25 protein-coding genes are annotated in these 22482 nt (G+C 68.3%); 14 read left to right on the top strand and 11 right to left on the bottom strand.

Features of this window, described 5'->3' with window-relative positions; all coding sequences use genetic code 11:
- Positions 1 to 104 precede the first annotated feature (104 nt).
- The 5 genes from priA to D3874_RS18080 all read left to right on the top strand — a co-directional run bounded on the left by priA (position 105) and on the right by D3874_RS18080 (position 5558).
- Positions 105 to 1694, top strand: a complete 1590-nt coding sequence (priA, locus tag D3874_RS18095; RefSeq protein ID WP_338016730.1) for a replication restart helicase PriA — start codon at positions 105 to 107, stop codon at positions 1692 to 1694.
- Entirely contained in the window at positions 1610 to 2269 is a 660-nt protein-coding gene (locus tag D3874_RS31650; RefSeq protein ID WP_338016729.1) for a hypothetical protein, read from the top strand. The genes priA and D3874_RS31650 overlap by 85 nt, the downstream gene beginning before the upstream one ends.
- An 11-nt stretch (positions 2270 to 2280) precedes the next feature.
- The gene (locus D3874_RS18090) at positions 2281 to 2730 is read left to right on the top strand and encodes a MarR family winged helix-turn-helix transcriptional regulator (RefSeq protein ID WP_119779328.1); all 450 of its coding nucleotides are present in this window, start codon (positions 2281 to 2283) and stop codon (positions 2728 to 2730) included.
- A gap of 81 nt (positions 2731 to 2811) precedes the next feature.
- Positions 2812 to 4536: an N-acyl-D-amino-acid deacylase family protein gene (locus tag D3874_RS18085; RefSeq protein WP_119779326.1), complete on the top strand. Its 1725-nt coding sequence runs from the start codon at positions 2812 to 2814 to the stop codon at positions 4534 to 4536.
- Positions 4533 to 5558, top strand: coding sequence for a TauD/TfdA family dioxygenase (locus tag D3874_RS18080; RefSeq protein ID WP_119779323.1), 1026 nt, complete (start codon positions 4533 to 4535; stop codon positions 5556 to 5558). The genes D3874_RS18085 and D3874_RS18080 overlap by 4 nt, the downstream gene beginning before the upstream one ends.
- A 173-nt stretch (positions 5559 to 5731) precedes the next feature.
- Here the strand turns inward: D3874_RS18080 and D3874_RS18075 are convergent, their stop codons facing one another.
- Positions 5732 to 5956: a hypothetical protein gene (locus D3874_RS18075; protein WP_119779321.1), complete on the bottom strand. Its 225-nt coding sequence runs from the start codon at positions 5954 to 5956 to the stop codon at positions 5732 to 5734.
- A gap of 311 nt (positions 5957 to 6267) precedes the next feature.
- Between D3874_RS18075 and D3874_RS18065 the strand changes: the two genes are divergently transcribed.
- From D3874_RS18065 to D3874_RS18025, 9 genes are all read left to right on the top strand, one after another.
- On the top strand, positions 6268 to 6828 hold the full coding sequence (locus tag D3874_RS18065; RefSeq protein WP_119779317.1) for a F0F1 ATP synthase subunit delta: 561 nt from the start codon (positions 6268 to 6270) through the stop codon (positions 6826 to 6828).
- Entirely contained in the window at positions 6828 to 8357 is a 1530-nt protein-coding gene (gene atpA / locus D3874_RS18060) for a F0F1 ATP synthase subunit alpha (RefSeq protein WP_119779315.1), read from the top strand. Before D3874_RS18065 ends, atpA begins: the two co-directional genes overlap by 1 nt.
- Positions 8358 to 8391: 34 nt before the next feature.
- A complete protein-coding gene (locus D3874_RS18055; protein ID WP_119779312.1) occupies positions 8392 to 9285 on the top strand; it encodes a F0F1 ATP synthase subunit gamma in 894 nt (297 codons plus the stop codon).
- 20 nt (positions 9286 to 9305) lie between these two features.
- Positions 9306 to 10727 (top strand): F0F1 ATP synthase subunit beta, encoded by a 1422-nt coding sequence (gene atpD, locus D3874_RS18050; protein WP_119782365.1) that lies wholly within the window; start codon positions 9306 to 9308, stop codon positions 10725 to 10727.
- A gap of 16 nt (positions 10728 to 10743) precedes the next feature.
- Positions 10744 to 11142: a F0F1 ATP synthase subunit epsilon gene (locus D3874_RS18045; protein ID WP_119779310.1), complete on the top strand. Its 399-nt coding sequence runs from the start codon at positions 10744 to 10746 to the stop codon at positions 11140 to 11142.
- A 187-nt stretch (positions 11143 to 11329) separates the two neighbouring features.
- Positions 11330 to 12001, top strand: coding sequence for a hypothetical protein (locus D3874_RS18040; protein WP_119779307.1), 672 nt, complete (start codon positions 11330 to 11332; stop codon positions 11999 to 12001).
- Positions 12002 to 12153: 152 nt separating this feature from the next.
- Positions 12154 to 12972 carry a ferritin-like domain-containing protein gene (locus tag D3874_RS18035; protein WP_119779305.1) on the top strand — a complete coding sequence of 273 codons (819 nt, stop codon included), beginning with the start codon at positions 12154 to 12156 and terminating at the stop codon, positions 12970 to 12972.
- Positions 12973 to 13024: 52 nt separating this feature from the next.
- Positions 13025 to 13414 (top strand): endonuclease domain-containing protein, encoded by a 390-nt coding sequence (locus D3874_RS18030; RefSeq protein WP_233560002.1) that lies wholly within the window; start codon positions 13025 to 13027, stop codon positions 13412 to 13414.
- Between the two features lie 211 nt (positions 13415 to 13625).
- Positions 13626 to 14132, top strand: a complete 507-nt coding sequence (locus tag D3874_RS18025; RefSeq protein WP_119779300.1) for a hypothetical protein — start codon at positions 13626 to 13628, stop codon at positions 14130 to 14132.
- Between the two features lie 3 nt (positions 14133 to 14135).
- Here D3874_RS18025 and D3874_RS18020 read toward each other — a convergent pair whose 3' ends face one another.
- The 10 genes from D3874_RS18020 to rsfS are packed head-to-tail and all read right to left on the bottom strand — an operon-like array spanning position 14136 to position 22441.
- Positions 14136 to 14609 (bottom strand): hypothetical protein, encoded by a 474-nt coding sequence (locus D3874_RS18020; protein ID WP_119779297.1) that lies wholly within the window; start codon positions 14607 to 14609, stop codon positions 14136 to 14138.
- Positions 14606 to 15415, bottom strand: coding sequence for an alpha/beta hydrolase (locus D3874_RS18015; protein ID WP_119779294.1), 810 nt, complete (start codon positions 15413 to 15415; stop codon positions 14606 to 14608). The genes D3874_RS18020 and D3874_RS18015 overlap by 4 nt, the downstream gene beginning before the upstream one ends.
- 12 nt (positions 15416 to 15427) lie before the next feature.
- Positions 15428 to 15901: an RNA pyrophosphohydrolase gene (locus D3874_RS18010; protein ID WP_119779291.1), complete on the bottom strand. Its 474-nt coding sequence runs from the start codon at positions 15899 to 15901 to the stop codon at positions 15428 to 15430.
- A 6-nt stretch (positions 15902 to 15907) separates the two neighbouring features.
- Positions 15908 to 16837, bottom strand: a complete 930-nt coding sequence (locus D3874_RS18005) for a divergent polysaccharide deacetylase family protein (RefSeq protein WP_119779288.1) — start codon at positions 16835 to 16837, stop codon at positions 15908 to 15910.
- A 41-nt stretch (positions 16838 to 16878) separates the two neighbouring features.
- Positions 16879 to 17211: a hypothetical protein gene (locus tag D3874_RS18000; RefSeq protein WP_119779286.1), complete on the bottom strand. Its 333-nt coding sequence runs from the start codon at positions 17209 to 17211 to the stop codon at positions 16879 to 16881.
- A gap of 28 nt (positions 17212 to 17239) precedes the next feature.
- Entirely contained in the window at positions 17240 to 18529 is a 1290-nt protein-coding gene (locus D3874_RS17995) for a S41 family peptidase (protein ID WP_119779283.1), read from the bottom strand.
- A 5-nt stretch (positions 18530 to 18534) separates the two neighbouring features.
- Positions 18535 to 19851 carry a murein hydrolase activator EnvC family protein gene (locus tag D3874_RS17990; RefSeq protein ID WP_119779280.1) on the bottom strand — a complete coding sequence of 439 codons (1317 nt, stop codon included), beginning with the start codon at positions 19849 to 19851 and terminating at the stop codon, positions 18535 to 18537.
- The gene (gene gpmI, locus D3874_RS17985) at positions 19826 to 21421 is read right to left on the bottom strand and encodes a 2,3-bisphosphoglycerate-independent phosphoglycerate mutase (protein WP_119779279.1); all 1596 of its coding nucleotides are present in this window, start codon (positions 21419 to 21421) and stop codon (positions 19826 to 19828) included. Before gpmI ends, D3874_RS17990 begins: the two co-directional genes overlap by 26 nt.
- Before the next feature lie 34 nt (positions 21422 to 21455).
- Positions 21456 to 21926 (bottom strand): 23S rRNA (pseudouridine(1915)-N(3))-methyltransferase RlmH, encoded by a 471-nt coding sequence (locus D3874_RS17980; protein WP_233560000.1) that lies wholly within the window; start codon positions 21924 to 21926, stop codon positions 21456 to 21458.
- Positions 21923 to 22441 (bottom strand): ribosome silencing factor, encoded by a 519-nt coding sequence (gene rsfS, locus D3874_RS30575; protein WP_233559998.1) that lies wholly within the window; start codon positions 22439 to 22441, stop codon positions 21923 to 21925. The genes D3874_RS17980 and rsfS overlap by 4 nt, the downstream gene beginning before the upstream one ends.
- Positions 22442 to 22482 lie beyond the last annotated feature (41 nt).

Here is a 22482-nt window from a genome sequence, read left to right as displayed (position 1 = left end):
AGCGGGCCGGCGCTGCGAATCAAATCGCCATCGAGCGCCCCCGCCCTCACCGGGCCAGCATAGCCGATGGCCCCAGTCGAAGCCAGTTGGCGCTCTAGGTGAAGATGACGGCCCGCCTTCCCGTTCTGGTACCTTTGCCCTTCGCCGGGCCGCTCGATTATGCGGCGCCCGATGGCGAGGTGTTGGCACCGGGAACTTTCGTCGACGTGCCGCTGGGGCCGCGGCTGATCACCGGCGTGGTCTGGGACGGGGCGGGCGAGGGGGTGATCGCCGCGGCCCGCCTGCGCCCCGTCGCCGCCGCCCACGACATCGTGCCGATGCGCGAGAAGCTGCGCCGCTTCCTCGACTGGATGGCCGGCTACACCATGAACCCGCCGGGCATGGTGCTGCGCCACTTCATCAATGCCGCCAACAGTGACGGGCCGCGCCAGGTCACCGGCTATCGCCTGACCGACCACCTGCCCGAGCGGCTGACCGAGGCCCGCCGCCGGGTGATCGAGCTGCTGCGCCCGGGCGGGGTCATGACCTCGGTCGAGATCCAGCGCCAGGCGGGGGTCTCGTCGGGCGTGCTGCGCGGCCTGATCGATGCCGGCGCCCTGTCCCCTGCGCTGATCGACAGCGATCCGGCCCTGGCCCGGCCCGATCCCGATTTTGCCGAACCGGCCCTGTCGCCGGCCCAGGCCGCCGCCGCGGACGAGCTGCGCCGGGCGGTCGCCGCGCACGACTATGCCGCCTTCCTGCTGGACGGGGTCACCGGCTCGGGCAAGACGGAGGTCTATTCGGAAGCCATCGCGGCGGCGCTGCGGGCCGGGCGCCAGGCCCTGGTGATGCTGCCGGAAATCGCCTTGACCGCCGGCCTGTTCGAGCGCTTCGCCGCCCGCTTCGGCGTGGCCCCGGCGGTCTGGCATTCGGGGCTGCAGTCGCGCGATCGCAGGCGGGTGTGGAAGGGCATCGCCGACGGCCAGGTGCCGCTGGTGATCGGCGCCCGCTCGGCCCTGTTCCTGCCGTTCACGGACCTGGGCCTGATCGTGGTCGACGAGGAACACGACCAGGGCTTCAAGCAGGATGACGGCGTTGCCTATCACGCCCGCGACATGGCCGTGGTGCGGGCGACCATCGAGGCCTGCCCGGTGATCCTGGCCAGCGCCACGCCCAGCCTGGAGACCATCGTCAATGTCGAGGCCGGGCGCTATCGCCGCCTGGTGCTGCCGGAACGCCACGGCGGCGCCCTGATGCCGCGGATCGACTGCATCGACATGCGCATCCATCCGCCGTCCAAGGGGGCGTTCCTGTCGCCGGTGCTGGGCCGGGCGATCGCCGAGACCATGGCACGGGGCGAGCAGACCCTGCTGTTCCTCAATCGGCGCGGCTATGCCCCGCTGACCCTGTGCCGGCACTGCGGCCACCGCATCGAATGCCCCAATTGCTCGACCTGGCTGGTCGAGCATCGCCACCAGCGGCGCCTGTCGTGCCACCACTGCGGCTATGCCACGCCGACGCCCGAGACCTGCCCCGAATGCGGTGCCGCCGACAGCCTCGCCGCCTGCGGCCCCGGCGTGGAGCGGATCGACGAGGAGGTCGCCTCGCTGATCCCCAGGCGCGGCGCCTGGTGCTGGCCTCCGACACGCTGGGCGGGCCGGCGGCGCTGGAGGCGGCCTTCGAGGCCATCGCCACGCGCGAGGTGGATGTGGTGATCGGCACCCAGGTGGTGGCCAAGGGCCATCATTTCCCGCATCTCACCCTGGTCGGCGTGGTCGACGCGGACTTAGGCCTGGACGGCGGCGACCTGCGCGCCGCCGAACGCACCTTCCAGCTCGTCACCCAGGTGGTGGGCCGCGCGGGCCGGGCCGAGCGGCCGGGCCATGCCCTGCTGCAGACCTATGATCCCGGCGCCGACGTCATCCGGGCGATCGCCCGGGGCGACCGCGACGGCTTCCTGGGCGTCGAGCAGGCGGCGCGCCAGCGCCATGCCATGCCGCCCTATGGCCGGCTGGTGGCGCTGATCGTCTCCGGCCCCGACCAGGGCGAGGTGATGACCATCGGCCGCGCCCTGGCCCGCACCGCCCCGCGCGATCTCGACGGCTTCGACGTGCTGGGGCCGGCACCCGCCCCCTTGAGCCTGCTGCGCGGGCGCTACCGGGTGCGCCTGCTGGTGCGGGCGCCGCGCCGGCTGAACGTCCAGGCGGTCCTGCGGCCCTGGCTGGATGCCCAGGCCATTCCCGGCCGGGTACGCTTGCAAGTCGACGTCGATCCCTACAATTTCCTGTGAGCGGGGGGATCATGAGTTCAAGCGATCGCACATTGTCGGTTCGCGCCATCGTGGCGCTCTATCGCGCGTTCGAGCAGGCGGCACGCAAGTCGGACCTGAGCGTCGCCCAGTACCGCACCCTGCTCTATCTCTACAGCGGGCCCAAGCATGCGGGGGCCATCGCGGCGGCCGGCGCGATCAAGAAGCCCACCGTCTCGGCCATGCTGGCCACCCTGCGCGAGAAGGGCTGGATCGAGAGCGCCGCCGATGCCAGCGATGCCCGCGTCTCCCGCGTCGAGATCACCCAGGCCGGGCGCGAGCGCCTGGAAGCCTTCGAGGCGGAAATGGCCGGCCTGACCGATGCCCTGCTCCCCGCGGCCGAGCGTGCCGCCTTCCGCGCTGCCCTGAGCGGGGCCTACAAGGCGCTGGGCGCCCACCGGGAAGAATGGCTGCGCGGCATCGAGCGCCAGTTCCTGGAGTAGCGTCGTGCCATGCTTGACAGCGGCGGCATCGCGGGCGGATATTAGTTAGGTAATACGAACTAATAAGACCGGGAGGCGGCGATGGCGTTCGACTTGGTGATCCGCAACGGCACGGTCATCGACGGCAGCGGCGGCCCGGCCCGCCGGGCCGATGTCGCTGTTGCCAACGGCCGCATCGTCGAGGTCGGCCGGGTTTCGGGCACCGGCAGCCGGGACATCGACGCCGACGGCCTGCTGGTCACGCCGGGCTTCGTCGACATCCACACCCACTACGACGGCCAGGCGACCTGGGACGCCCGCATGGCGCCGTCGTCCTGGCACGGTGTAACCACTGCTGTCATGGGCAATTGCGGTGTCGGTTTCGCCCCCGTGCGGCCGGAACATCACCAGCGCCTGATCGAGTTGATGGAAGGGGTCGAGGACATCCCCGGCGCTGCCTTGCATGAGGGGCTGAGGTGGAACTGGCAATCCTTCCCCGACTACCTCGACGCGCTGGAGGCCCGGCCGCGCGACATGGATATCTGCGCCCAACTGCCCCACGGCGCCCTGCGCGTCTATGTCATGGGCGAGCGGGGCGCCGCCCTGGAAGCGGCGACAGAAGATGATATCGCCCAGATGCGCCGCCTGGCGGCGCAGGCGATGCAGGCGGGCGCCATCGGCTTTTCCACCTCCCGCACCCTGAACCACCGCACGGTCACCGGCGATCCCACCCCGTCGCTGCGCGCGACCGAGGCGGAATTGACCGGCATCGCCCTGGGGCTGAAGGACGCCGGGCGGGGGGTCATGGAACTGATCTCCGATTTCGACACGCCGGACTTGATGAGCGAATTCGCCATGATCCGGCGGATCCTGGCGGCCGCGGGCCGGCCCATGTCCCTGTCGCTGGGCCAGGCGCACGGCGCGCCCGAAGGCTGGCGTGTGCTGTTGGGCTTGATCGACCGGGCGGTGGCCGACGGGTTGCCCCTGAAGGCCCAGGTGGCGCCGCGGCCGATCGGTGTTCTCCTCGGGTTACAGGCCAGCGCCAATTGCTTCTCGGGCCTCGAGGCATACCGCGAGATCGCGGAGAGGCCGCTTCCGGAACGGGTGGCGATCCTGCGCGACCCTGATGTTCGCGCACGCATCCTGGAACAGGCCAAGGCCGCGCCCCGGCTGCCGGGCCTGATGCAACTGCTCACCGCCTTTCAGCGCATTTTCCCCATGGGTAACCCGGTCAATTACGAGCCGGCGGCGGACCAGTCGATCGCGGCCCAGGCCCAGGTGCTGGGCATTGCTGCCGCCGAACTGGCCTACGACCTGCTGTTGGAGGACGAGGGGCGGGCCTTCCTGTTCGCGCCTTTCGTGAACTATGCCCACTACAATCTCGATGCCTGCCGCGAGATGATGGCCAATCCCAACACGCTGATGGGCCTGGGCGACGGCGGCGCCCATGTCGGCATCATCTCGGACGCCAGCTTCGCCACCTACCTGCTGACCCATTGGGGCCGCGACCGGGCACAGGGGCGTTTCGACCTGCCCTGGCTGGTCAGGCGGCAGACGGCCGATACAGCGCGGGCCGTCGGCCTCCACGACCGGGGCGTGCTGGCGCCGGGCCTGAAGGCGGACATCAACGTGATCGATTTCGAGCGCTTGAGCGTCGAGCGGCCGGTGATGGCCTTCGACCTGCCGGCGGGCGGCAAGCGCCTGCTGCAGAAGGCGCGGGGCTATCGCCATACGATCGTCTCCGGCGTCGAGACCTACCGCGACGGCGAGGCGACGGAGGCCTTGCCCGGGCGCCTGGTGCGCGGGCCGCAGGGGGGACGGCCATGATCCCGCGCCCGCTCGACACCCACGTGAACTGGAAATCCGACGATGTGCGCGACACCGCCCGCTGGACCGTCACCCTGACCCCGGCCGATCACCGCGAACTGGACCATGCCCTGGCCGTGGCGCGCTCGGTCTCCGACGATCTGCTGGCGATCGGGCGCGAAGCCTTTCCGCTGGACGGCCTGCTGCTCAAGCTGCGCGACGTCGCGCGCGAATTGATCGACGGCCGCGGCTTCGTGCGCATCGCCGCCCTGGACACGGCGCGCTACGGCGACGACGACCTGACCATGCTCTATTGGGGCATCGGCATGCACCTAGGGGATCCCTGGCCGCAGAACAAGCATGGCCACGTGATGGGCGACGTCACCGACCAGGGCCGCCGGATCACCGACCCGGAGGCCAGGGGCAACGAACTGGGCCTGATCGCCCTCGACTACCACACCGACGGCTCCGACCTGGTCGGCCTGATGTGCCTGCGTGCCGCCAAGTCGGGCGGCCTGTCGTGTGTCGCCAATGTCGTGGCGATCTACAACGACCTGCTGGCGCGGCGGCCCGACCTGGTGGCGGCGCTCTACGAGGACCTGCCCTGGGATTTCCGCGGCGAGGAGCCGCCGGGCGGCAAGCCGTTCTACACCCGGCCGGTCTTCACCGAGCATGACGGGCGCCTGTTCGTGCGCTTCATCCCGCAGTATATCAAGGCCTCGCAGCGCCATGCGCAGGCCCCGCGCCTGTCCGGCCTGACGCTCGAAGCGCTCGATGCGGTCAGCGCCATGGCCAACGACCCGGCCTACAACGTCTACATGGACCTGCGCCCGGGCGAGATGCAGTTCATCAACAACTACCATGTCCTGCACGGCCGCACGGCCTACGAGGACGACGTGCTCCACGGCATCAAGCGGCACCTGAAGCGGCTGTGGCTGGCCACTCGTTCCCTGAAATCGCGCCCCGCCACCTTCGACCGCGTGGTCCAGTCCCACTGGGCACGCAACCGCTCCGTCAGCAAGATCGCCGCCGTCGCCCCATAGAGTCACCCCATAGACTTCGGCATCACTCTCACTCGTCATGACCGGGCTTGTCCCGGTCATCCACGTCGGGACGAGCCACATCCGTTGACGCAAGAGGCAGCTTGCCGACGTGGATGGCCGGGACTTCGCCCGGCCATGACGACAAGAGAGGTGCCTGGTCCTGGAAAGAGAGGTTATTTCCCCGCCGACCCCAGCCGGTCGCCGAAGCCCTGGGCATAGGCTTTGCGCTGCCACTGATTCTCGAACAGGCGCTTGGCATAGGCTTCGGGCCCGCCGGTCTTGGCGGTCCAGACGTCGATCGTATTTTCGTACAGGGCGGCCGTGCCATAGCCGGCGAGGTAGGCGGTGAGGATCTCGGCCGAGATCTCGTCGCTGGTGGCCTCGAGGTTGAATTCCATGGCTCGCCTCCGGGCTTGTCGCCGCTTGGGCCCACCATGACTCCGAAGAACCCCGCTGGCATCGTTCGAATGGCGGTGGGGGAGCGGAAAATTACGACGAAGGTCGAAGACGCGGTCATTTTGCCGCCGCAATCACGGGCTTTGGCCATTTTGACGCGGGCCTTTTGGTTGCAGCACACAAATGCCTGTGGTACGTACCGCTTGCTTTGGCGGGCGGGGTTCGCGCGCGCTTTCGGCGCGCCACATTTCGTCTTGTGATTTCAATAGCTTAGAGGTGGCCCCTGCGGGGCGGCTGCCGGGGGCGACAGGTCTTGGCAACCTCATCATCGATCGTTGCACAAATTGCGGGGCGCTACGCCTCGGCGCTGTTCGATCTGTCCAGGCAGGGCAATGCGATCGGCCCGGTGGAAGGCGATCTCATTCGTATCGCGGCGCTGATCGATGAATCGCCGGATCTGGGGCGCTTTCTGCGCAGCCCGATCCGCAAGCGCGACGAGCAGGAACGCGGCATGACCGCCTTGCTGTCGCGCGCCGGCATCGGCCCCTATGCCTCAAACTTCGTGCGTCTGCTGGCCCGGAACGGCCGCCTGTTCGCGCTGCCGGCGGCGATCAGCGCCTTCCGCGCGCTGGCCGCCAAGAACCGCGGCGAAGTCACGGCCAACGTGGTCTCGGCCGAGCCGCTGACCGCCGCCCAGGACGCGCAGCTCAAAGCCGAATTGTCGCGCCTGATCGGCGCGACCGTCGTGATCGACGCGAAAGTCGATCAAAGCCTCCTCGGCGGCCTCGTGGTGCGAGTCGGATCGCGCCAGATCGACGGCAGCCTCAAAACCAAGCTGGACCGCCTCGCGGTCGCCATGAAGGGAATTGCATAATGGACCTCCGGGCCGCTGAGATCTCCGCCGTCCTCAAGGACCAGATCGCCAATTTCGGCGCTGAGGCCGAGACCACCGAGGTCGGTCAGGTTCTGTCGGTCGGTGACGGCGTTGCGCGCGTCTACGGCCTCGACAGCGTCCAGGCGGGCGAGATGGTCGAGTTCCCGGGCGGCATCAAGGGCATGGCGCTGAACCTCGAGGCCGACAACGTCGGTATCGTGATTTTCGGCGACGACCGCGCCATCAAGGAAGGCGACGTCGTCAAGCGGACCGGCACCATCGTCGACGTGCCGGTGGGCAAGGGCCTGCTGGGCCGCGTGGTCGACGGTCTGGGCAACCCGATCGACGGCAAGGGCCCGCTGGTCGACGTCGTGCGCAAGCGCGTCGAGACCAAGGCCCCGGGCATCATTCCGCGCAAGGGCGTGCACGAGCCGATGCAGACCGGCCTGAAGGCCATCGACAGCCTGGTGCCCGTCGGCCGCGGCCAGCGCGAGCTGATCATCGGCGACCGCCAGACCGGCAAGACCGCCGTGGCGATCGACACCTTCATCAACCAGAAGCCGATCAACCAGGGCACCGACGAGTCGAAGAAGCTCTATTGCATCTATGTCGCGGTCGGCCAGAAGCGCTCGACCGTGGCCCAGATCGTGAAGATGCTGGAAGACAACGGCGCGCTGCAGTACTCGATCGTGGTCGCCGCGACCGCGTCCGAGCCGGCGCCCCTGCAGTTCCTGGCGCCCTACACCGGCTGCACCATGGGCGAGTTCTTCCGCGACAACGGCATGCACGCCCTGATCGTTTATGACGATCTGTCCAAGCAGGCCGTCGCCTACCGCCAGATGTCGCTGCTGCTGCGCCGTCCGCCAGGCCGCGAAGCCTATCCCGGCGACGTGTTCTATCTCCACAGCCGCCTGCTCGAGCGCGCCGCCAAGATGTCGGACGCCAACGGCGCCGGCTCGCTGACCGCGCTGCCCATCATCGAGACCCAGGCCGGCGACGTCTCGGCCTATATCCCGACCAACGTGATCTCGATCACCGACGGCCAGATCTTCCTCGAGACCAACCTGTTCTACCAGGGCATCCGTCCGGCCATCAACGTCGGCCTGTCGGTCTCCCGCGTGGGTTCGGCCGCGCAGATCAAGGCGATGAAGCAGGTTGCCGGCACCATCAAGCTGGAACTGGCGCAGTACCGCGAAATGGCGGCCTTCGCCCAGTTCGGCTCGGACCTCGACGCCTCGACCCAGCGCCTGCTGAACCGCGGCGCGCGCCTGACCGAGCTGCTGAAGCAGGCCCAGTTCTCGCCGATGCCGGTCGAGGAGCAGGTGGTCTCGATCTTCGCCGGCGTGAAGGGCTATCTCGACAAGCTGCCGGTCGCCAAGATCGGCGAATTCGAGACGGCGTTGCTCAACGACGTCCGCACCAAGCATGCGGAAATCCTCGAAGCCATCCGGACCGAGAAGGCCTTGTCGAAGGACACGGAAACGAAGCTGGCCGCGGTGCTCGACGCCGTCGTCAAGCGCTTCGCCTGACGCCCCGGCCAAGTAGCGTAAGGGATAGCCAGCCATGGCGAGCCTCAAGGACCTGAAGCTGCGCATCAACAGCGTCAAGTCCACTCAGAAAATCACCAAGGCCATGAAAATGGTCGCGGCGTCGAAGTTGCGCCGCGCCCAGGAAGCGGCCGAAGCCGCACGGCCCTATGCCGCGCGCATGGAGCAGGTGCTGGCGGCGCTTGCCGCCGGCGTGCCGGCCAGCGATGCCAACCCCAAGCTGCTTTCGGGCACGGGGCGCGACCAGGTCCACCTGCTGGTCGTCGCCACCGCCGAGCGCGGGTTGTGCGGCGGCTTCAACTCGTCGATCACGCGCCTGGCCCGCCAGAAGATCCAGTCGCTGATCGCCGAAGGCAAGGAGGTCAAGATCCTCTGCGTCGGCCGCAAGGGTCGTGACGCCCTGCGCCGCGACTATGCCAGGCTGATCATCGAGACCATCGAAGTCCACGGCGGTATCCGCAAGCAGGGCTTCGAGATTGCGCGCAAGATCGCCGAGCGTACCTTCGAGCTGTTCGAGGCCGGCCAGTTCGACGTCGCCACCGTGTTCTACTCACGCTTCAAGAGCGCGATCCAGCAGTTCCCCACCGCCCAGCAGATCATTCCGGCGTCGCTGCCGGATGTGGCCGAGGTGGGTAACGGCCCGGATCTCAAGGGTGCGATCTTCACCTTCGAGCCCGACGAGGAAGAGATCCTCGCCGCCCTGCTGCCGCGCAACGTCGCGGTGCAGATCTATCGTGCGCTGCTGGAGAATGCGGCGTCCGAAGAAGGCTCGCGCATGAGCGCCATGGACAATGCGACCCGCAACGCGGGCGACATGATCAACCGTCTGACGCTGACCTACAACCGGACCCGTCAGGCCGCGATCACCAAGGAATTGATCGAGATTATCTCGGGCGCCGAGGCGCTCTGAGGGAAATGAGGAAGGCAGAAATGGCTACGCAGATGGGTCGTGTCACCCAGGTCATCGGTGCGGTGGTTGACGTCGATTTCGACGGCGAACTGCCCCCCATCCTGAACGCGCTGGAAGTCACCAACCAGGGTAACCGCCTGGTGCTGGAAGTGGCGCAGCATCTGGGTCAGTCCAGCGTGCGCACCATCGCCATGGACACCACCGACGGCCTGGTCCGCGGCATGCCCGTGACCGACACCGGCGCCCCGATCACCGTGCCGGTGGGCCCGGAAGTGCTGGGCCGCATCATCAACGTCATCGGCGAGCCGATCGACGACCGCGGCCCGATCGGCGCCACCCGGTCGGCCCCCATCCATGCCAAGGCCCCGGAATTCATCGAGCAGTCGACGGAAGCCCAGGTGCTGGCCACCGGCATCAAGGTCGTCGACCTGCTGGCGCCTTACGCGCGCGGCGGCAAGATCGGCCTGTTCGGCGGCGCCGGCGTGGGCAAGACCGTGCTGATCATGGAACTGGTGAACAACATCGCCAAGGGCCACGGCGGCTTCTCGGTGTTCGCCGGCGTGGGCGAGCGTACCCGCGAGGGCAACGACCTCTATCACGAGTTCATCGAGTCGAACGTGATCGTTCCCGATGGCCCGGGCTCCAAGGCCGCCCTGGTCTATGGCCAGATGAACGAACCGCCGGGTGCCCGCGCCCGCGTCGCCCTGACCGGCCTCACCATGGCCGAATACTTCCGCGACCAGGAAGGCCAGGACGTGCTGTTCTTCGTCGACAACATCTTCCGCTTCACCCAGGCGGGTTCGGAAGTGTCGGCGCTGCTGGGCCGTATTCCTTCGGCGGTGGGTTACCAGCCCACGCTCGCCACGGAAATGGGCAACCTGCAGGAACGCATCACCACCACCTCGAAGGGTTCGATCACCTCGGTGCAGGCGATTTACGTGCCGGCCGACGACTTGACCGACCCGGCGCCCGCGACCTCGTTCGCCCACCTGGACGCCACCACCGTGCTGTCGCGCCAGATCGCCGAGCTGGGCATCTACCCGGCGGTCGACCCGCTCGACTCGACCTCGCGCATTCTCGATCCGCGCGTCGTCGGCCAGGAGCACTACGAGACGGCCCGCAAGGTCCAGTCGATCCTGCAGCAGTACAAGTCGCTCCAGGACATCATCGCCATCCTGGGCATGGACGAACTCTCGGAAGAGGACAAGCTGACGGTCGCGCGCGCCCGCAAGATCCAGCGCTTCCTGTCCCAGCCGTTCCATGTCGCGGAAGTGTTCACCGGGGCGCCCGGCAAGTTCGTGGCCCTCGCGGACACCATCAAGGGCTTCAAGGCGATCGCCAACGGCGAATACGACCACCTGCCCGAGGCCGCCTTCTACATGGTCGGCACCATCGAGGAAGCGGTCGAAAAGGCCAAGAAGATGGCGGCCGAGGCCGCCTGAGGAAGGCTGAAGACAGATGGCCGACAAGGTCCATTTCGAACTGGTGAGCCCGGAAAAGCTGCTGTTCTCGGCGGATGTCGAGCAGGTGGTGGTGCCGGGTGCCGACGGCGATTTCGGCGTCCTGCCGGACCATGCCCCGCTGGTCGCCCTGGTGCGCACCGGCGTGGTCGAGGTCTACGAGGCCGGCAAGGTCTCCACGCGCCTGTTCGTGCGCGGCGGCTTCGCCCAGGTGACGCCCGACGGCCTGACCATCCTGGCGGAGGAGGCGATCGACCTCGCCACCGCCAAGAAGGCCGACTGGCAGGCCAAGCTGAAGGATGCCGAGGCGGACATCGCCGCTGCCGCGGACGACACCCAGCGCCTGCGCGCCGAAACCCGGGCCCAGGCGATTCGGGAAGTCCTCGACGCCGCCTGATCCGGCACATCGACCGAGTTGAACGACGGCGGCCCATCGGGCCGCCGTTGTCGTTTGCAGCGCAGACCCTGGCTCTCCCGTCGCCGCCGGGAACTTTTCGCGGGTCCGGTGGATTGCCGAACAGGACGGTTTGCTTGTCCGCCGGCCGGCCTTATCTTTCCGGCAACGCCATCAAAGGGGGACAGCCATGGCAAGGCCGATCCGGGATAGCCTGCGCCTGATGCCGGTCGTGCTCGGTTTTGCGGGGTTCCTGCTGGCTGGTTGCGAAACGCCGGAGGAGACGGGGGCCACCGCGGCGGCACCCGAGGCATCCGCACCGGCACCAGAGGGCCGGCCCCTGGCCGAGCAGTTCTTTGCCGGCGCTGCTGGTTTCTGTGCCGAACTGATCTCGACCGCCAAGACCATGGGCGATGCCGTTGCCATCGGGGATCGTACCGGGTTCCGCGGCGGCATGGAGGATCCGAGCCGGGCGCCGGCGCAGGAAATCAAGGCCGTCTCGGTCGATCTGGAGGGCCAGAAGATGTTCTGGACCGCGACCGAAGGCATTGAGGGCCAGATTCAAACCTTTGTCCTGCTGCCGACACCGGTCGATCGCTGCCGGGTGGCCCTGCTGGACAGTCTGGATGCCGCCGAGGCCACGATCGCCATGCTGCAGGACGAGGACAGCGGCTGGATTCCCGAGAAGAACCCCCCGGCGCCGGTCGACGGCATCCGGTCCTTCATGTTCTACAAACTGTCGGCAAACGGCGCCGTCGGGATAAACATCACCATGCCCGAGCAAATACGCCCCGAATATGGACGTCTGGTTGCCATGGCGACGGTATTCCGGGCCAGGGCGGCGGCCGTCCCGACCGAATAGCACCGATCGGGTTGCGCGATCGGTCCCGGCAACGGGGCGGCTGTAGCTTGCGTGTCACACTTTCCGCGCCTATACCGGGCTATGGCTGATTTGCGCCAGCCGCTTGTGCTAGAATTCCGACACGCAGGCCACGGCAGCGGGAGAGAGTAGGCATGGGCCGTCAATGGGGACTTGATGATATCGGGTGGGAGAATTTCGACCCGACCAAGATTGACCCGGACATGGTCATGGCCGTCAAGGCGGCAAGTCTGGTCGAGGCCAACAGCCGCGACTATGTCACCTATCTGCTGAACGTCTTCAAGGATGACGTCGACCTGCACGGGCTGATCCGCCGCTGGGGCGACGAGGAGGAGATGCACGGGCTGGCGCTGGCCGCCTGGGCCAAGCATGCCGATCCCCGTTTCGATTTCGAAGACAGCCTGCGCCGGTTCCGCGCGGGCTATCGGCTGCCGCTGGATGTGACCGATTCGGTGCGCGGTTCGCGCGCGGCGGAACTGCTGGCGCGCTGCGTCGTCGAATGTGGCACGTCGAGCTATTACAGCGCGATTCGCGATGCCGCCGAGGAACCGGTCCTGAAGCAGATCTGCCACATGATCGCCGGCGACGAGTTCCGTCACTTCAAGCTCTTCTACGACAATCTCAAGCGTTACAATCCCGACCAGATGAGCCTGTTCTCGAAACTGCGCGTGGCGCTGGGCCGGATCAACGAGGCGGATGACGACGAACTGTCCTATGCCTTCCATTGCGCCAATTTCGGCGCCGACATGCCCTACGACCGGGTGCGGTCGCTGAATGCCTATGGCCGGCGCGCCTATCGCAATTATCGCTATGGCCACCTGGCCCGGGCGATCTCGATGATGATGAAGGCCATTGGCCTGCAACCGCACGGCCCCGTTGCCGCCATCACCCAGCGCGGCGCCTGGTGGCTGTGGGCAAGGCGCACCCGCAAGCTGGAACGCACGGCCGCTTAGTCGACACCCTCTCCGCCGCGTACAAAGCCCTCTCCTCCGAGGGAGGAGAGGGTTGGGTGAGGAGGTTGTGGGGCAGGAGATCGTCGGACAAATTCATCTCATGACCGTCAGCCCGCAGACCCTTGTCGCCCGCCGCCTTCGTCGTGATGCCACCGAGGCGGAGAAACGGCTATGGCGTGCTCTGCTCGAGGCCAACCTGATCTGGAAATTCCGGCGCCAGCACCCGATCGGTCCCTATTTCGTTGATTTCGCCTGTCCCAAGCGGCGTTTGGTGATTGAGCTCGATGGCGGCCAGCATGCGCTAAGCGTGGCAGCAGATGCGTCACGAACGGCCGTGATCGCCAGACACGGCTATCGTGTCATCCGCTTCTGGAACAATGAGGTGATGACGAATCTGACCGGAGTCATCGAGGAGATCCGCCGGCACCTCGAAGCGGCCTGATCCACCTTACGATGCTGGTGTCCTGCGGCTCTACGACCTCCTCACCCAACCCTCTCCTCCCTCGGAGGAGAGGGCTTTGTGCTCCGCCGAAGCAGATCTGCGGATCCTGTAGCTCGGGGGCGGAGAGGGCTAATTTTTCAGCGGCACTTGCCCGCGAGGGGCCGTCGCGGCAACAATACGCGGCTGGTTTCTCGGGGCTGGGGATTACTCGATGCTGCGCCATGTCTTCCGCCTGGCTGTCCTGGTGACGGCCGCCATCGGCATCGCCGCCTGCGAACCCGAGCCGTCGCCCTATCAGGCCCTGCTCACGCCGGCCGTGCGCGTGGTCAAGGTGACGGTCAATGGCCCCGGCATTCCCGACCGTATCGACACCGCCCTGCAGAAGCGCCTGGAGGGGGAGTTCGCCACCAATCCCAACGGCAGCTATCCCCTTAACCTCGAGGTTTCCCTGACCAACTACGTCAAGGGGACGGGCACCGGCAATACGGCCCTGGCGCTTGGCGGCCAGTTGGATGGCCGGGTGCAACTGGTCGGGCCCAAGACGGGCCAGGTTGCCGCCAGCGGCGATCTTGTCGTGCTGCGCGACAACATCAACGGTGTTGCCATGGAACCGCTGCCCGGCCTGCCCGACGATGTCCTGATCGACAATTTCGCCCGTGCGGTGCGCCAGATCCTGTTCGGGCCCCAGTCGCCGGGCATCATGGGTGTCGACGGCTAGGCCCTATTCGGGCGGGCGGCTCATCTTCACCTTGCGCGGCGGCTGACCGTCGAGGGTGCCGGTCCACGAGCCGTCCGGCTGCGGGGCAAGGCGCAGGTTCTGCTCGTCGTCGGCGCCGGCGCTGGGGTTGAAGCTGATCAGCACCCCGGTATCGGTCAGCACGATGTCGGTCACTTCGCCGGTGATGCCGTCCCATTCGCAATCGTCGCCCGCGGTGGCCGGCGGGCACAGGCCCGGCAGGGCGGTAAAGACCCCGGCCGCCCGCGCCTCGTCCGCGGCATGGGCGATATCCAGGGTGACGATCGGGATCTCGGCCTTGTCGTTGGTCACCACACGCCAACTGCCGTCCAGCTCGCCCGGCGGCACGATCTCGACCAGGGTGCTGTCGTCGGTCGGGGGCGGTGCGATATCGGCCCTGGCCGGTGCCGCGGTCGCCAGCAGCCCGATTCCCGCCGCCAGGGACAGGGCGCGGATCATGGCCCGATCGTGTCCAGCCAGTCGGCGCCGTCGCGGGCGATTGCCTCCCAGCCCGGCTCGCTCAGCATCCAATGGCTGAAACCTTCGTATTCGCGAAACACCGAGCGGCCGCTGTCCTGGTAGCGGCTGGCGATCCGCTGGACCGTGCGCGGCGAATTCACCCGGTCGTCGCTGCCCGCCGCAGCGAAAACCGGGCATTTGACCGTCCACGGCTCGACCCGGCTGGCGCGGCGGATGTCCCAGATCGAATGCATGATCTCGAACACGGCGCGGCCGGATTCGGGCACGAAACGGGCGAAGACCGCCCGCGCCTCGTCCCGCGGCAGGCGGTTCAGGGTGTGATCCCGCGCCACCCGGTAGACCGGATGGATCGGGCCATCCCAGAAGATGCCCAGGGTGGCAACCATGCCGACGGCTGAGAGGACCTCGAAATCGGTCGAGGGCATCACCCCCCAGGGCGGGCTGGGGGCCAGCAGGACGATGGCACGGGCCAGGTTGCGGCCGGCCAGCATCTGCGCGACGAGGCCGCCCATGGAATGGCCGACGATCACCGGCTTTTCCGGCAGCGCCTTGATCTTGTGGGCGATGTCGTCGGCAAAATCGGTCAGGCCGGTCCGCCCCAGATCGGGATGCGGGCGCCCGTGGGCGGGCGTGTCGTGGTGCAGCAGGCTGGGGGTATGGCAGTTCCAGCCCCGTGCCCGCATCACCTCGGCCCAGCCCTCCATCGCCCAGCCGCCGCTGAACGCCCCGTGTAGCAGAACCATCTCGCCCTTGGGCGCAGCCCGGTCCGGTGCGGGTTTACTCATAATAGTTGGGCCTCAACGCGGGAACAGGTGGCGGAACTCGGCGACGATCTGGGTATAGAGATCGCGCTTGAAGGGGACGATGACGTCGGGCAGCAGGTCGGGCTCGATCCAGCGCCAGGCCATGAACTCGGGCTCGTGGGTAGCGATGTCGATATCCCGGTCGTCGCCTAGGAAACGCATGGCGAGCCATTTCTGCCTCTGCCCGCGATAGCGGCCCTTCCACAATTTGCCGATCAGGTCGGCCGGCAGGTCGTAGGTCAGCCAGTCCCGGCTTTGCGCGATGATTTCGGCCTTGTCGGTGCCGACCTCTTCCTTCAACTCGCGCAGGGCGGCGACCTCGGGGCTTTCGCCCGGGTCGATGCCGCCCTGGGGCATCTGCCAGGCTTCCGCGATCTGGTCCAAGCGCTGGCCGACGAAGACCTTGTTGTCCTGGTTGATCAGCATGATGCCGACGCAGGGCCGGTAGGGCAGGGCTGTAATGTCCATAATCTCCTACTCGGCGGTCGTGGTGTCGGCCAGCGCACTGACCGGGGCAAGGACGAAGCCGCGGGCTTCGAGCCCCGCCGCCCAGGCGGCGATCCGCTCGATCGAGCCGGGGTAATCCGCGGCGATCCCGATGGCGGCGCCGTTCTGCTGGGCGAAGCGCTCCAGCTCGGCGAGCCTGGCATCGACGGCCGCGCGCGTCGGCGTCGCATCGATGAAACGGGTTGCGACCGCATGGGGCAGGCCCAGCCGGCCGGCGACGCCGGCGACCGTCGACTGGTCGGCGGTGTGGCTGTCCAGGATCATCAGCCCGCGCGCCTTGAGAATCTCGGCCGTGGCCGTCACCGCGTCGGCATTGCTGGTATAGCGCGAGCCCATATAGGTCATCACGCCGACATAGCCTGTGGCACGGGCCAGGGTCCATTCCAGGCGCGCCCGGTTGTCGTTCGGGCCGAGGCCGGTCATCAGGGCCTTGGGGCCGGGGTCGCTGGTCGGGAAATCCACCGGTTCCATCGGCACCTGCATCAGGATCTCGTGGCCGGCGCCGCGCGCCCGGGCCGTCCAATCCTCGAGGTTGCGGGCATAGGGTGTGAAACTTAAGGTTACATCGGCCGGCAGCCTGGCGATGGCCTCCTGCGAGGTCGATTCGCGCAGACCCAGGCCCGCCACGATGATGGCGATGCGCGGCCGGGCGGTGGTATCGGCGAAGGGCCGGGCATAGACCCGCCAGGCCTGGCGGCCGTCGGCGCCGATGATCGGCAGGGATCCCTCGCGTCCCGGCTCGATCAGGGCCGGGTCCGGCGCGGGGGAGAGCGCGCCGACCGGTGCGGCGGCAGGCGCCGGCGCGGCTTCAGGCGGTGCGTGCGGCGGCTCGGCCGGCGGTGCGTGCGATGGCTCGGCCGGCGGCGCATGCGGCGGCTCGACGGCGGGCGTCGGCACGGTGTCCTGGATCCCGGAAGCCGGGGAAGGCAGGCTGCCGCCTACCGCCGGTTCGGGCGGCGCAGGCTCGGCCGGGTGTGCTTCAGGCGCAGGCGTTTCGGGCGGCGCGGCGGCGGTGGCTTCCGGCGGTGGTGCTTCGGTCGGTGGCGCTTCCGGGGCCGGCGTGGCTGGGGGGGCGCGGCTGGGGCCGGCGCGATCGCGACCGACGCGGCTTGCGGCGGCGGCGGGGCGCTCAGCACCACCCAGGCAACGGCGGCGCCTAGGGCGGCCGCGAGCGCCAGCGCGAGATAGAGGACGACCGGCGGCCGGCGGGGCGAGCCGTCCGCCGGCTCGTCCCGCTTCTTGTCCTGCGGCGTGTCGTGGCTCGTGGTCATTGCCCGCGCGCCCCGCGTCTTGCGTTCGTCAGTTCTGGACCAGCTTGCCGTCGACCACCTTCAGGGTGCCGATCACCTTGAGCGCTTCGTCGAGCTGGAAGTCCTTGCTGCGATCCTCGGGGATTTCCTCGGCGCTGCGCGGCTTGTCGTCCTCGGCGCCATCGCCGTCGCCGGGCAGGTGGTTGGGCAGGTCGGCCTCCGAGCGGAGCTGCGGCGCATCCTCGGGCTTGCTGCCTTCGGGCGGCGGCTGGATCACTTCGCGATCCGGCTCGATGCCCTTGGCCTGGATCGAGCGGCCCGACGGCGTGAAGTAGCGCGCCGTGGTCAGGCGCAAGGCACCCTGGTTGGGCAGCGGGATGATGGTCTGGACCGAACCCTTGCCGAACGACCGCGTGCCCATGATGAAGGCGCGCTTGTGGTCCTGCAGGGCGCCGGCGACGATTTCCGAGGCCGAGGCCGAGCCGCCGTTGATCAGCACCACCACCGGCTTGCCGTCGACCAGGTCGCCGCGGGTTGCACTGTAACGCGACACGTCGTCGGGCTGGCGGCCGCGGGTCGAGACGATCTCGCCGCGGTCGAGGAATTCGTCCGAGACCGCGATCGCCTGGTCGAGCAGGCCGCCGGGATCGTTGCGCAGGTCGAGCACGATGCCCTTCACCTTGTCCGGCCCAATCTCGCGGGTCAGGTCGGTGATCGCCTTCTTCAGGTTGACGTCCACCTGCTCGTTGAACTGGGTGATGCGGACATAGATGACGTCGCCCTCGCGGCGCCAGCGCACGGCACGGATCTTGATCACGGCGCGGGTCAGCGTCACGTCGAAGGGCTTGGCGATGCCCTCGCGCTTGATCGAGACGACGATCTTGGAATCCACGGGGCCGCGCATCTTCTCGACCGCGTCCTGCAGGGTCAGGCCCAGGACCTCCTTGCCGTCCAGCGCCACGATATAGTCGCCGGTCTTCAGGCCGGCGCGGGAGGCGGGGGTATCGTCGATGGGGGTCACCACCTTGACGAAGCCGTTCTCCATGGTGACCTCTATCCCCAAGCCACCGAATTCGCCGCGCGTCTGGACCTGCATGTCCGAGAAGGCCTTGGCGTTCATGTAGCTGGAATGCGGGTCGAGCGAGGCGAGCATGCCGTTGATGGCCGCCTCGACCAGCTTCTCGTCGGTGACCTCGTCCACATAGTCGCTCTTGACGCGCTCGAAGACGTCGCCGAACAGGTTGAGCTGTCGGTAGGTCTCGGCGGTGCCGGCCTGGACACATAGGGGAATGGCTGCCCCCGCAGCAAACGCGAGCAGGGCCGTCAGTGCACGATTCATTCGCATCATCCGCTTACCTTGGTAGCACCTGGAACGAGCCAGGGAGTCAAGTCGACCGGCTCGCCATCGTGCCTGAGCTCGACATACAACATTGGCCGGGCGCCGTCATTGGCCCCTGCCATTTGCCCGACCGGCTCGCCCGCCAAAACCTTCTGTCCGACGGCCACGTCGATCCGCTCCATCCCCGCGAGAAGCAGATGATACCCGTCGCCTTGTGCCAGGATCAATAGCTGCCCGTAGCCGCGGAACGGACCGGCGAAGGCGACATCCCCGGCGGCAGGACTGGTGACCGCGGCCCCGGCCCTGGTGGCGAGGCGAAACCCGCGCGAGGTCAGGCCGTTGCCTTGGGCCTGGCCGAAGCGGGCGACGATCTCGCCCGCCGCCGGCCAGGCCAATTTGCCCCTCAGGGTTGAAAAGCGGGCCATGGCGGGCGCCGGTGCCGCCTGCGCGGGTGTGTCGGGCACCTCGGGGGGCGCTGCGGCCACGGCCTGTGCCTGGGGCGGCTGGGCCGCGGCCTGCGCCGCGATCCGCTCGGCGGCGGCGCGGGCGGCCGCCTGGGCCGCTTGGCGGGCCTGCTCCTCGCGTTCCCGTTCGACCGCCGCGATCAGCTCCTCGATCGACTTGGCCCGGGCCGCCAGGCTGTCGACTCGGCGCCGTTCGGTCTGCTCGAGTTGCGCCAGGCGCTTGCTGTCCTGTGCCTTCTGCGCCAGCAGCCGGTCGATTTCGCCCCGTTCGATCGCCAGGGCCGAGAGGGTCGCCTCCAGGCTGGCCCGGTCGGAGGCTAGGCGGGCGCGCAGGGCGCCAAGGGCCGCGAGGTCGCGGCTGAGGGCCAAGGCGCGGTCGCGCAGGTGCGGAACCAGGTCGCGCAGCACGGTGCCGGTGTGGGCCAGTTCCAGCGCGTTCTGCCGCTCCACCATCAGCAACACCGGCGGCCGGCGCGACAGGCGGGTGAGCGCCCCCAGCAGGCGCGACAAGGCGGCCCGCCGGTCGGCCAGGGCGGCCAGCTTCTCCGCTTCCGAGGCGCCCAACTCGGCCAGGCGCCGTTCCAGCGCGGTCGCCTCCGATTCACGGGCGCGCAGGCTGGTGGCCCGCTGCACCAATTCATCCTTCAGGCGGGCGACCTCGGCCGCCAGGCGGGTCTGTTCATCGGCGAGTGCCGCCCGGCGGCGCCGGGCCTCGTCCAACTCGCCCTGGACGGCGCGCAGCTTGTCGGGGTCGGCATCCTGGGCAAAGGCGAGACAGGCGGGGCCAAGACCGGCCGCCGCCAGGAACAGGGCTGTCAGGCAAAGGGTGCGGTCAGGCGCTGGCGTGACGCGGGGCATGGCCGGCGACCCCCGTTCCGGCCGGCGCCAGCAGCGCCCGCCCGGTCATCGCCGCCGGCTGGTCCAGCCCCAGGAAGGGCAGCAGGGTCGGTGCGATATCGGCCAGCCGGCCGCTGCGCAGCTCCACCTTGGCCGCGGCATTCACCAGCAGGGCCGGCACCAAGTTGGTGGTATGGGCGGTGTAGGCGCCGCCGGTCTGCGGATCGAACATCTGCTCGATATTGCCGTGGTCGGCCGTGACCAGCATGACGCCGCCAGCCTGTTCGACCGCCCCCGACAGGCGCCCCAGGCAGGCATCGATGGTCTCGACCGCGGTGATCGCGGCGGCCATGAAGCCGGTGTGGCCGACCATGTCCGGGTTGGCGTAGTTGACCACGATCAGGTCATATTTCTTCCCCGTGATCGCCTCGACCAGGCGGTCGGTCACCTCGACGGCCGCCATGGCGGGCTCGAGGTCGTAGGTCGCGACCTTGGGGCTGGGCACCAGGATGCGGTCCTCGCCCGCGAACACGGTTTCCTCGCCGCCGTTGAAGAAGAAGGTGACGTGGGCGTATTTCTCGGTCTCGGCGATGCGCAACTGCGTCATGCCGGCCTTGGCCACCACGGCGCCCAGGGGATCCTCGACCCGTTCGGCCGGGAAGATCGCCGGGATCAGGGCGGTCAACTGGCTCGAATATTCGACCATGCCGGCGACCCCGGCAAAGCGGGGCAGGCGTTCGCGGGCAAAGCCGTCGAAATGGGGATCGAGCAGCGCGACCAGGATTTCGCGCGCCCGGTCGGCCCGGAAATTGGCCATCAGCAGGCCGTCGCCGTCATTCATGCCGCGATAGCTGCCGATCACCGCGGGCTTGACGAACTCGTCGTTCACGCCGGCGGCATAGGACGCCTCGATCGCTGCCCGCGCGCTCGGCGCCTGGGCGCCCTGGCCCTCGACCAGGGCGGCGAAGGCTTGCGAGACGCGGTCCCAGCGCTTGTCGCGGTCCATGGCGAAATAGCGCCCGCTGACCGTGGCGATCGACCAGCCGGGCACGTCGGCCAGCGCGGCCTGGAAGTCGCCCAGGAATTCGAGCGCGCTCTGGGGTGGCGTATCGCGGCCGTCGGTGAAGGCGTGAACCGCGACCTTGATCCCATGGGTCGAGGCGATCTTGACCAGGGCAGCCATGTGTTCCTGGTGGGAATGCACGCCGCCCGGCGACAGCAGGCCCAGGATGTGCAGCGTGCCGCCACGGGCCTTGGTCGCCTCGATCACCTTGAGCAGGGTGGCATTCTCGGCCAGGGAGCCGTCGGCCGCGGCCTGGTCGATGCGCGGCAGGTCCTGCATCACCACCCGGCCGCCGCCCAGGTTCATGTGGCCGACCTCGGAATTGCCCATCTGGCCTTCCGGCAGGCCGACCGAGAGCCCTGAGGTTTCGATCAGGGCGCGCGGGCAGGTGTCGAGCAGGCGGTTGTAATTGGGCGTCCGCGCCTTGGCGATGGCATTGTCCTCGCCACCCTCGCGCCAGCCCCAGCCGTCCAGGATGCACAGCACCACGGGCTTTTGCGGGGAAACGGTCAGGGCGGCGTCAGTCATGGCAGAACCTTGAGGAAACAGTCACCTGGATAACTCAAGCACGGTGATAAGGATGCCCGTCCAGGATCGTCGAGGCGCGGTATAGCTGCTCTGCGAGCATGGCACGGACCATCAGGTGCGGCCATGTCGCGGGGCCAAAGGAATAGCAGAAGGCGGCCCGGCTGCGAACCGCGTCATCATGCCCGTCCGCCCCGCCGATCAGGAAGGCGACCCGGCCGGCCGCCTGGGATCGCAGCCGGTTCAGCCGCGCGGCCAGGGCTTCCGACGACAGGACCTCGCCCCGGCCGTCCATGGCGACGATGGCGGCACTTGCCGGCACCGCCGCCAGCAGCAACTCGCCTTCGCGCTTTTGCCGGGCGGGACCGCTGAGGCGCCGCTCCTCGACCTCGATCAACTCGATCGGCGGTTTCATCCGGGCGGCGTAGGTCTCGAACAAGGCCCGCTCGGGGTCTTTCCCCCCGAACCGGCCGACGGCGACGATCGCCAGTTTGAGCCCCAGGCTCACTCGTGCTCGGCTTCAGGGCGGAAATCGGCCTGCCACATCTTCTCGAGCTTGTAGAACTCGCGCACCTCCGGACGGAACAGGTGGACGATGACATCGCCCGCATCGATCAGCACCCAGTCGCCGGCGCTCTTGCCCTCGGTGCGGCAGGGCGGCAGCCCGGCCTTGGCGATGGCATCGACGACGTAATTGGCCAGCGCCGTCACCTGCCGCCCCGAGCGGCCGTTGGCGATGACCATGAAATCGGCGATCGAGGACTTGCCGGCCAGGTCGATGGTCAGGATCTCCTCGCCCTTGTTGTCGTCCAGCGTCTTGACCACCAGGTCGAGCAGGACCTTGGCGCCATCGGTCGGGCCGGCCTTCTTTTTCGCCTTCGGCTTGGCGCGCGACTTCTTGGGCGCGGGTTCGGCGGCGACCGTCTCCTCGGCGACTTTCTTGGCGCGGGCCCGCTTGGGCTTTTCGGCGATCGTCTCGGCCGGTTCGGCCTTCAGCTTCTTGGCCGGCAGTTTCTTCTGCACCACCTCGGCGGCGACGACTTTCTTGGGCGCAGCCTTCTTCT

The organism is Oleomonas cavernae, from assembly GCF_003590945.1.
Taxonomy (GTDB): domain Bacteria; phylum Pseudomonadota; class Alphaproteobacteria; order Zavarziniales; family Zavarziniaceae; genus Zavarzinia; species Zavarzinia cavernae.
Note: the sequence above shows the minus strand (reverse complement) of the source record. Positions and strands in the feature narration are given on the sequence as shown.

What these genes read in the sequence shown, in the direction of transcription:
- D3874_RS18015 (WP_119779294.1), bottom strand. Translation starts at nt 15,415, where the DNA reads ATGAGTAAACCCGCACCGGACCGGGCTGCGCCCAAGGGCGAGATGGTT.
- D3874_RS18025 (WP_119779300.1), top strand. Translation starts at nt 13,626, where the DNA reads ATGCTGCGCCATGTCTTCCGCCTGGCTGTCCTGGTGACGGCCGCCATC.
- D3874_RS18000 (WP_119779286.1), bottom strand. Translation starts at nt 17,211, where the DNA reads ATGACCACGAGCCACGACACGCCGCAGGACAAGAAGCGGGACGAGCCG.
- D3874_RS17990 (WP_119779280.1), bottom strand. Translation starts at nt 19,851, where the DNA reads ATGCCCCGCGTCACGCCAGCGCCTGACCGCACCCTTTGCCTGACAGCC.
- D3874_RS17995 (WP_119779283.1), bottom strand. Translation starts at nt 18,529, where the DNA reads ATGAATCGTGCACTGACGGCCCTGCTCGCGTTTGCTGCGGGGGCAGCC.
- D3874_RS18035 (WP_119779305.1), top strand. Translation starts at nt 12,154, where the DNA reads ATGGGCCGTCAATGGGGACTTGATGATATCGGGTGGGAGAATTTCGAC.
- D3874_RS18055 (WP_119779312.1), top strand. Translation starts at nt 8,392, where the DNA reads ATGGCGAGCCTCAAGGACCTGAAGCTGCGCATCAACAGCGTCAAGTCC.
- atpA (WP_119779315.1), top strand. Translation starts at nt 6,828, where the DNA reads ATGGACCTCCGGGCCGCTGAGATCTCCGCCGTCCTCAAGGACCAGATC.
- D3874_RS18040 (WP_119779307.1), top strand. Translation starts at nt 11,330, where the DNA reads ATGGCAAGGCCGATCCGGGATAGCCTGCGCCTGATGCCGGTCGTGCTC.
- D3874_RS18080 (WP_119779323.1), top strand. Translation starts at nt 4,533, where the DNA reads ATGATCCCGCGCCCGCTCGACACCCACGTGAACTGGAAATCCGACGAT.
- atpD (WP_119782365.1), top strand. Translation starts at nt 9,306, where the DNA reads ATGGCTACGCAGATGGGTCGTGTCACCCAGGTCATCGGTGCGGTGGTT.
- D3874_RS18090 (WP_119779328.1), top strand. Translation starts at nt 2,281, where the DNA reads ATGAGTTCAAGCGATCGCACATTGTCGGTTCGCGCCATCGTGGCGCTC.
- D3874_RS18020 (WP_119779297.1), bottom strand. Translation starts at nt 14,609, where the DNA reads ATGATCCGCGCCCTGTCCCTGGCGGCGGGAATCGGGCTGCTGGCGACC.
- D3874_RS18045 (WP_119779310.1), top strand. Translation starts at nt 10,744, where the DNA reads ATGGCCGACAAGGTCCATTTCGAACTGGTGAGCCCGGAAAAGCTGCTG.
- D3874_RS18010 (WP_119779291.1), bottom strand. Translation starts at nt 15,901, where the DNA reads ATGGACATTACAGCCCTGCCCTACCGGCCCTGCGTCGGCATCATGCTG.
- gpmI (WP_119779279.1), bottom strand. Translation starts at nt 21,421, where the DNA reads ATGACTGACGCCGCCCTGACCGTTTCCCCGCAAAAGCCCGTGGTGCTG.
- D3874_RS18085 (WP_119779326.1), top strand. Translation starts at nt 2,812, where the DNA reads ATGGCGTTCGACTTGGTGATCCGCAACGGCACGGTCATCGACGGCAGC.
- priA (WP_338016730.1), top strand. Translation starts at nt 105, where the DNA reads ATGACGGCCCGCCTTCCCGTTCTGGTACCTTTGCCCTTCGCCGGGCCG.
- D3874_RS18075 (WP_119779321.1), bottom strand. Translation starts at nt 5,956, where the DNA reads ATGGAATTCAACCTCGAGGCCACCAGCGACGAGATCTCGGCCGAGATC.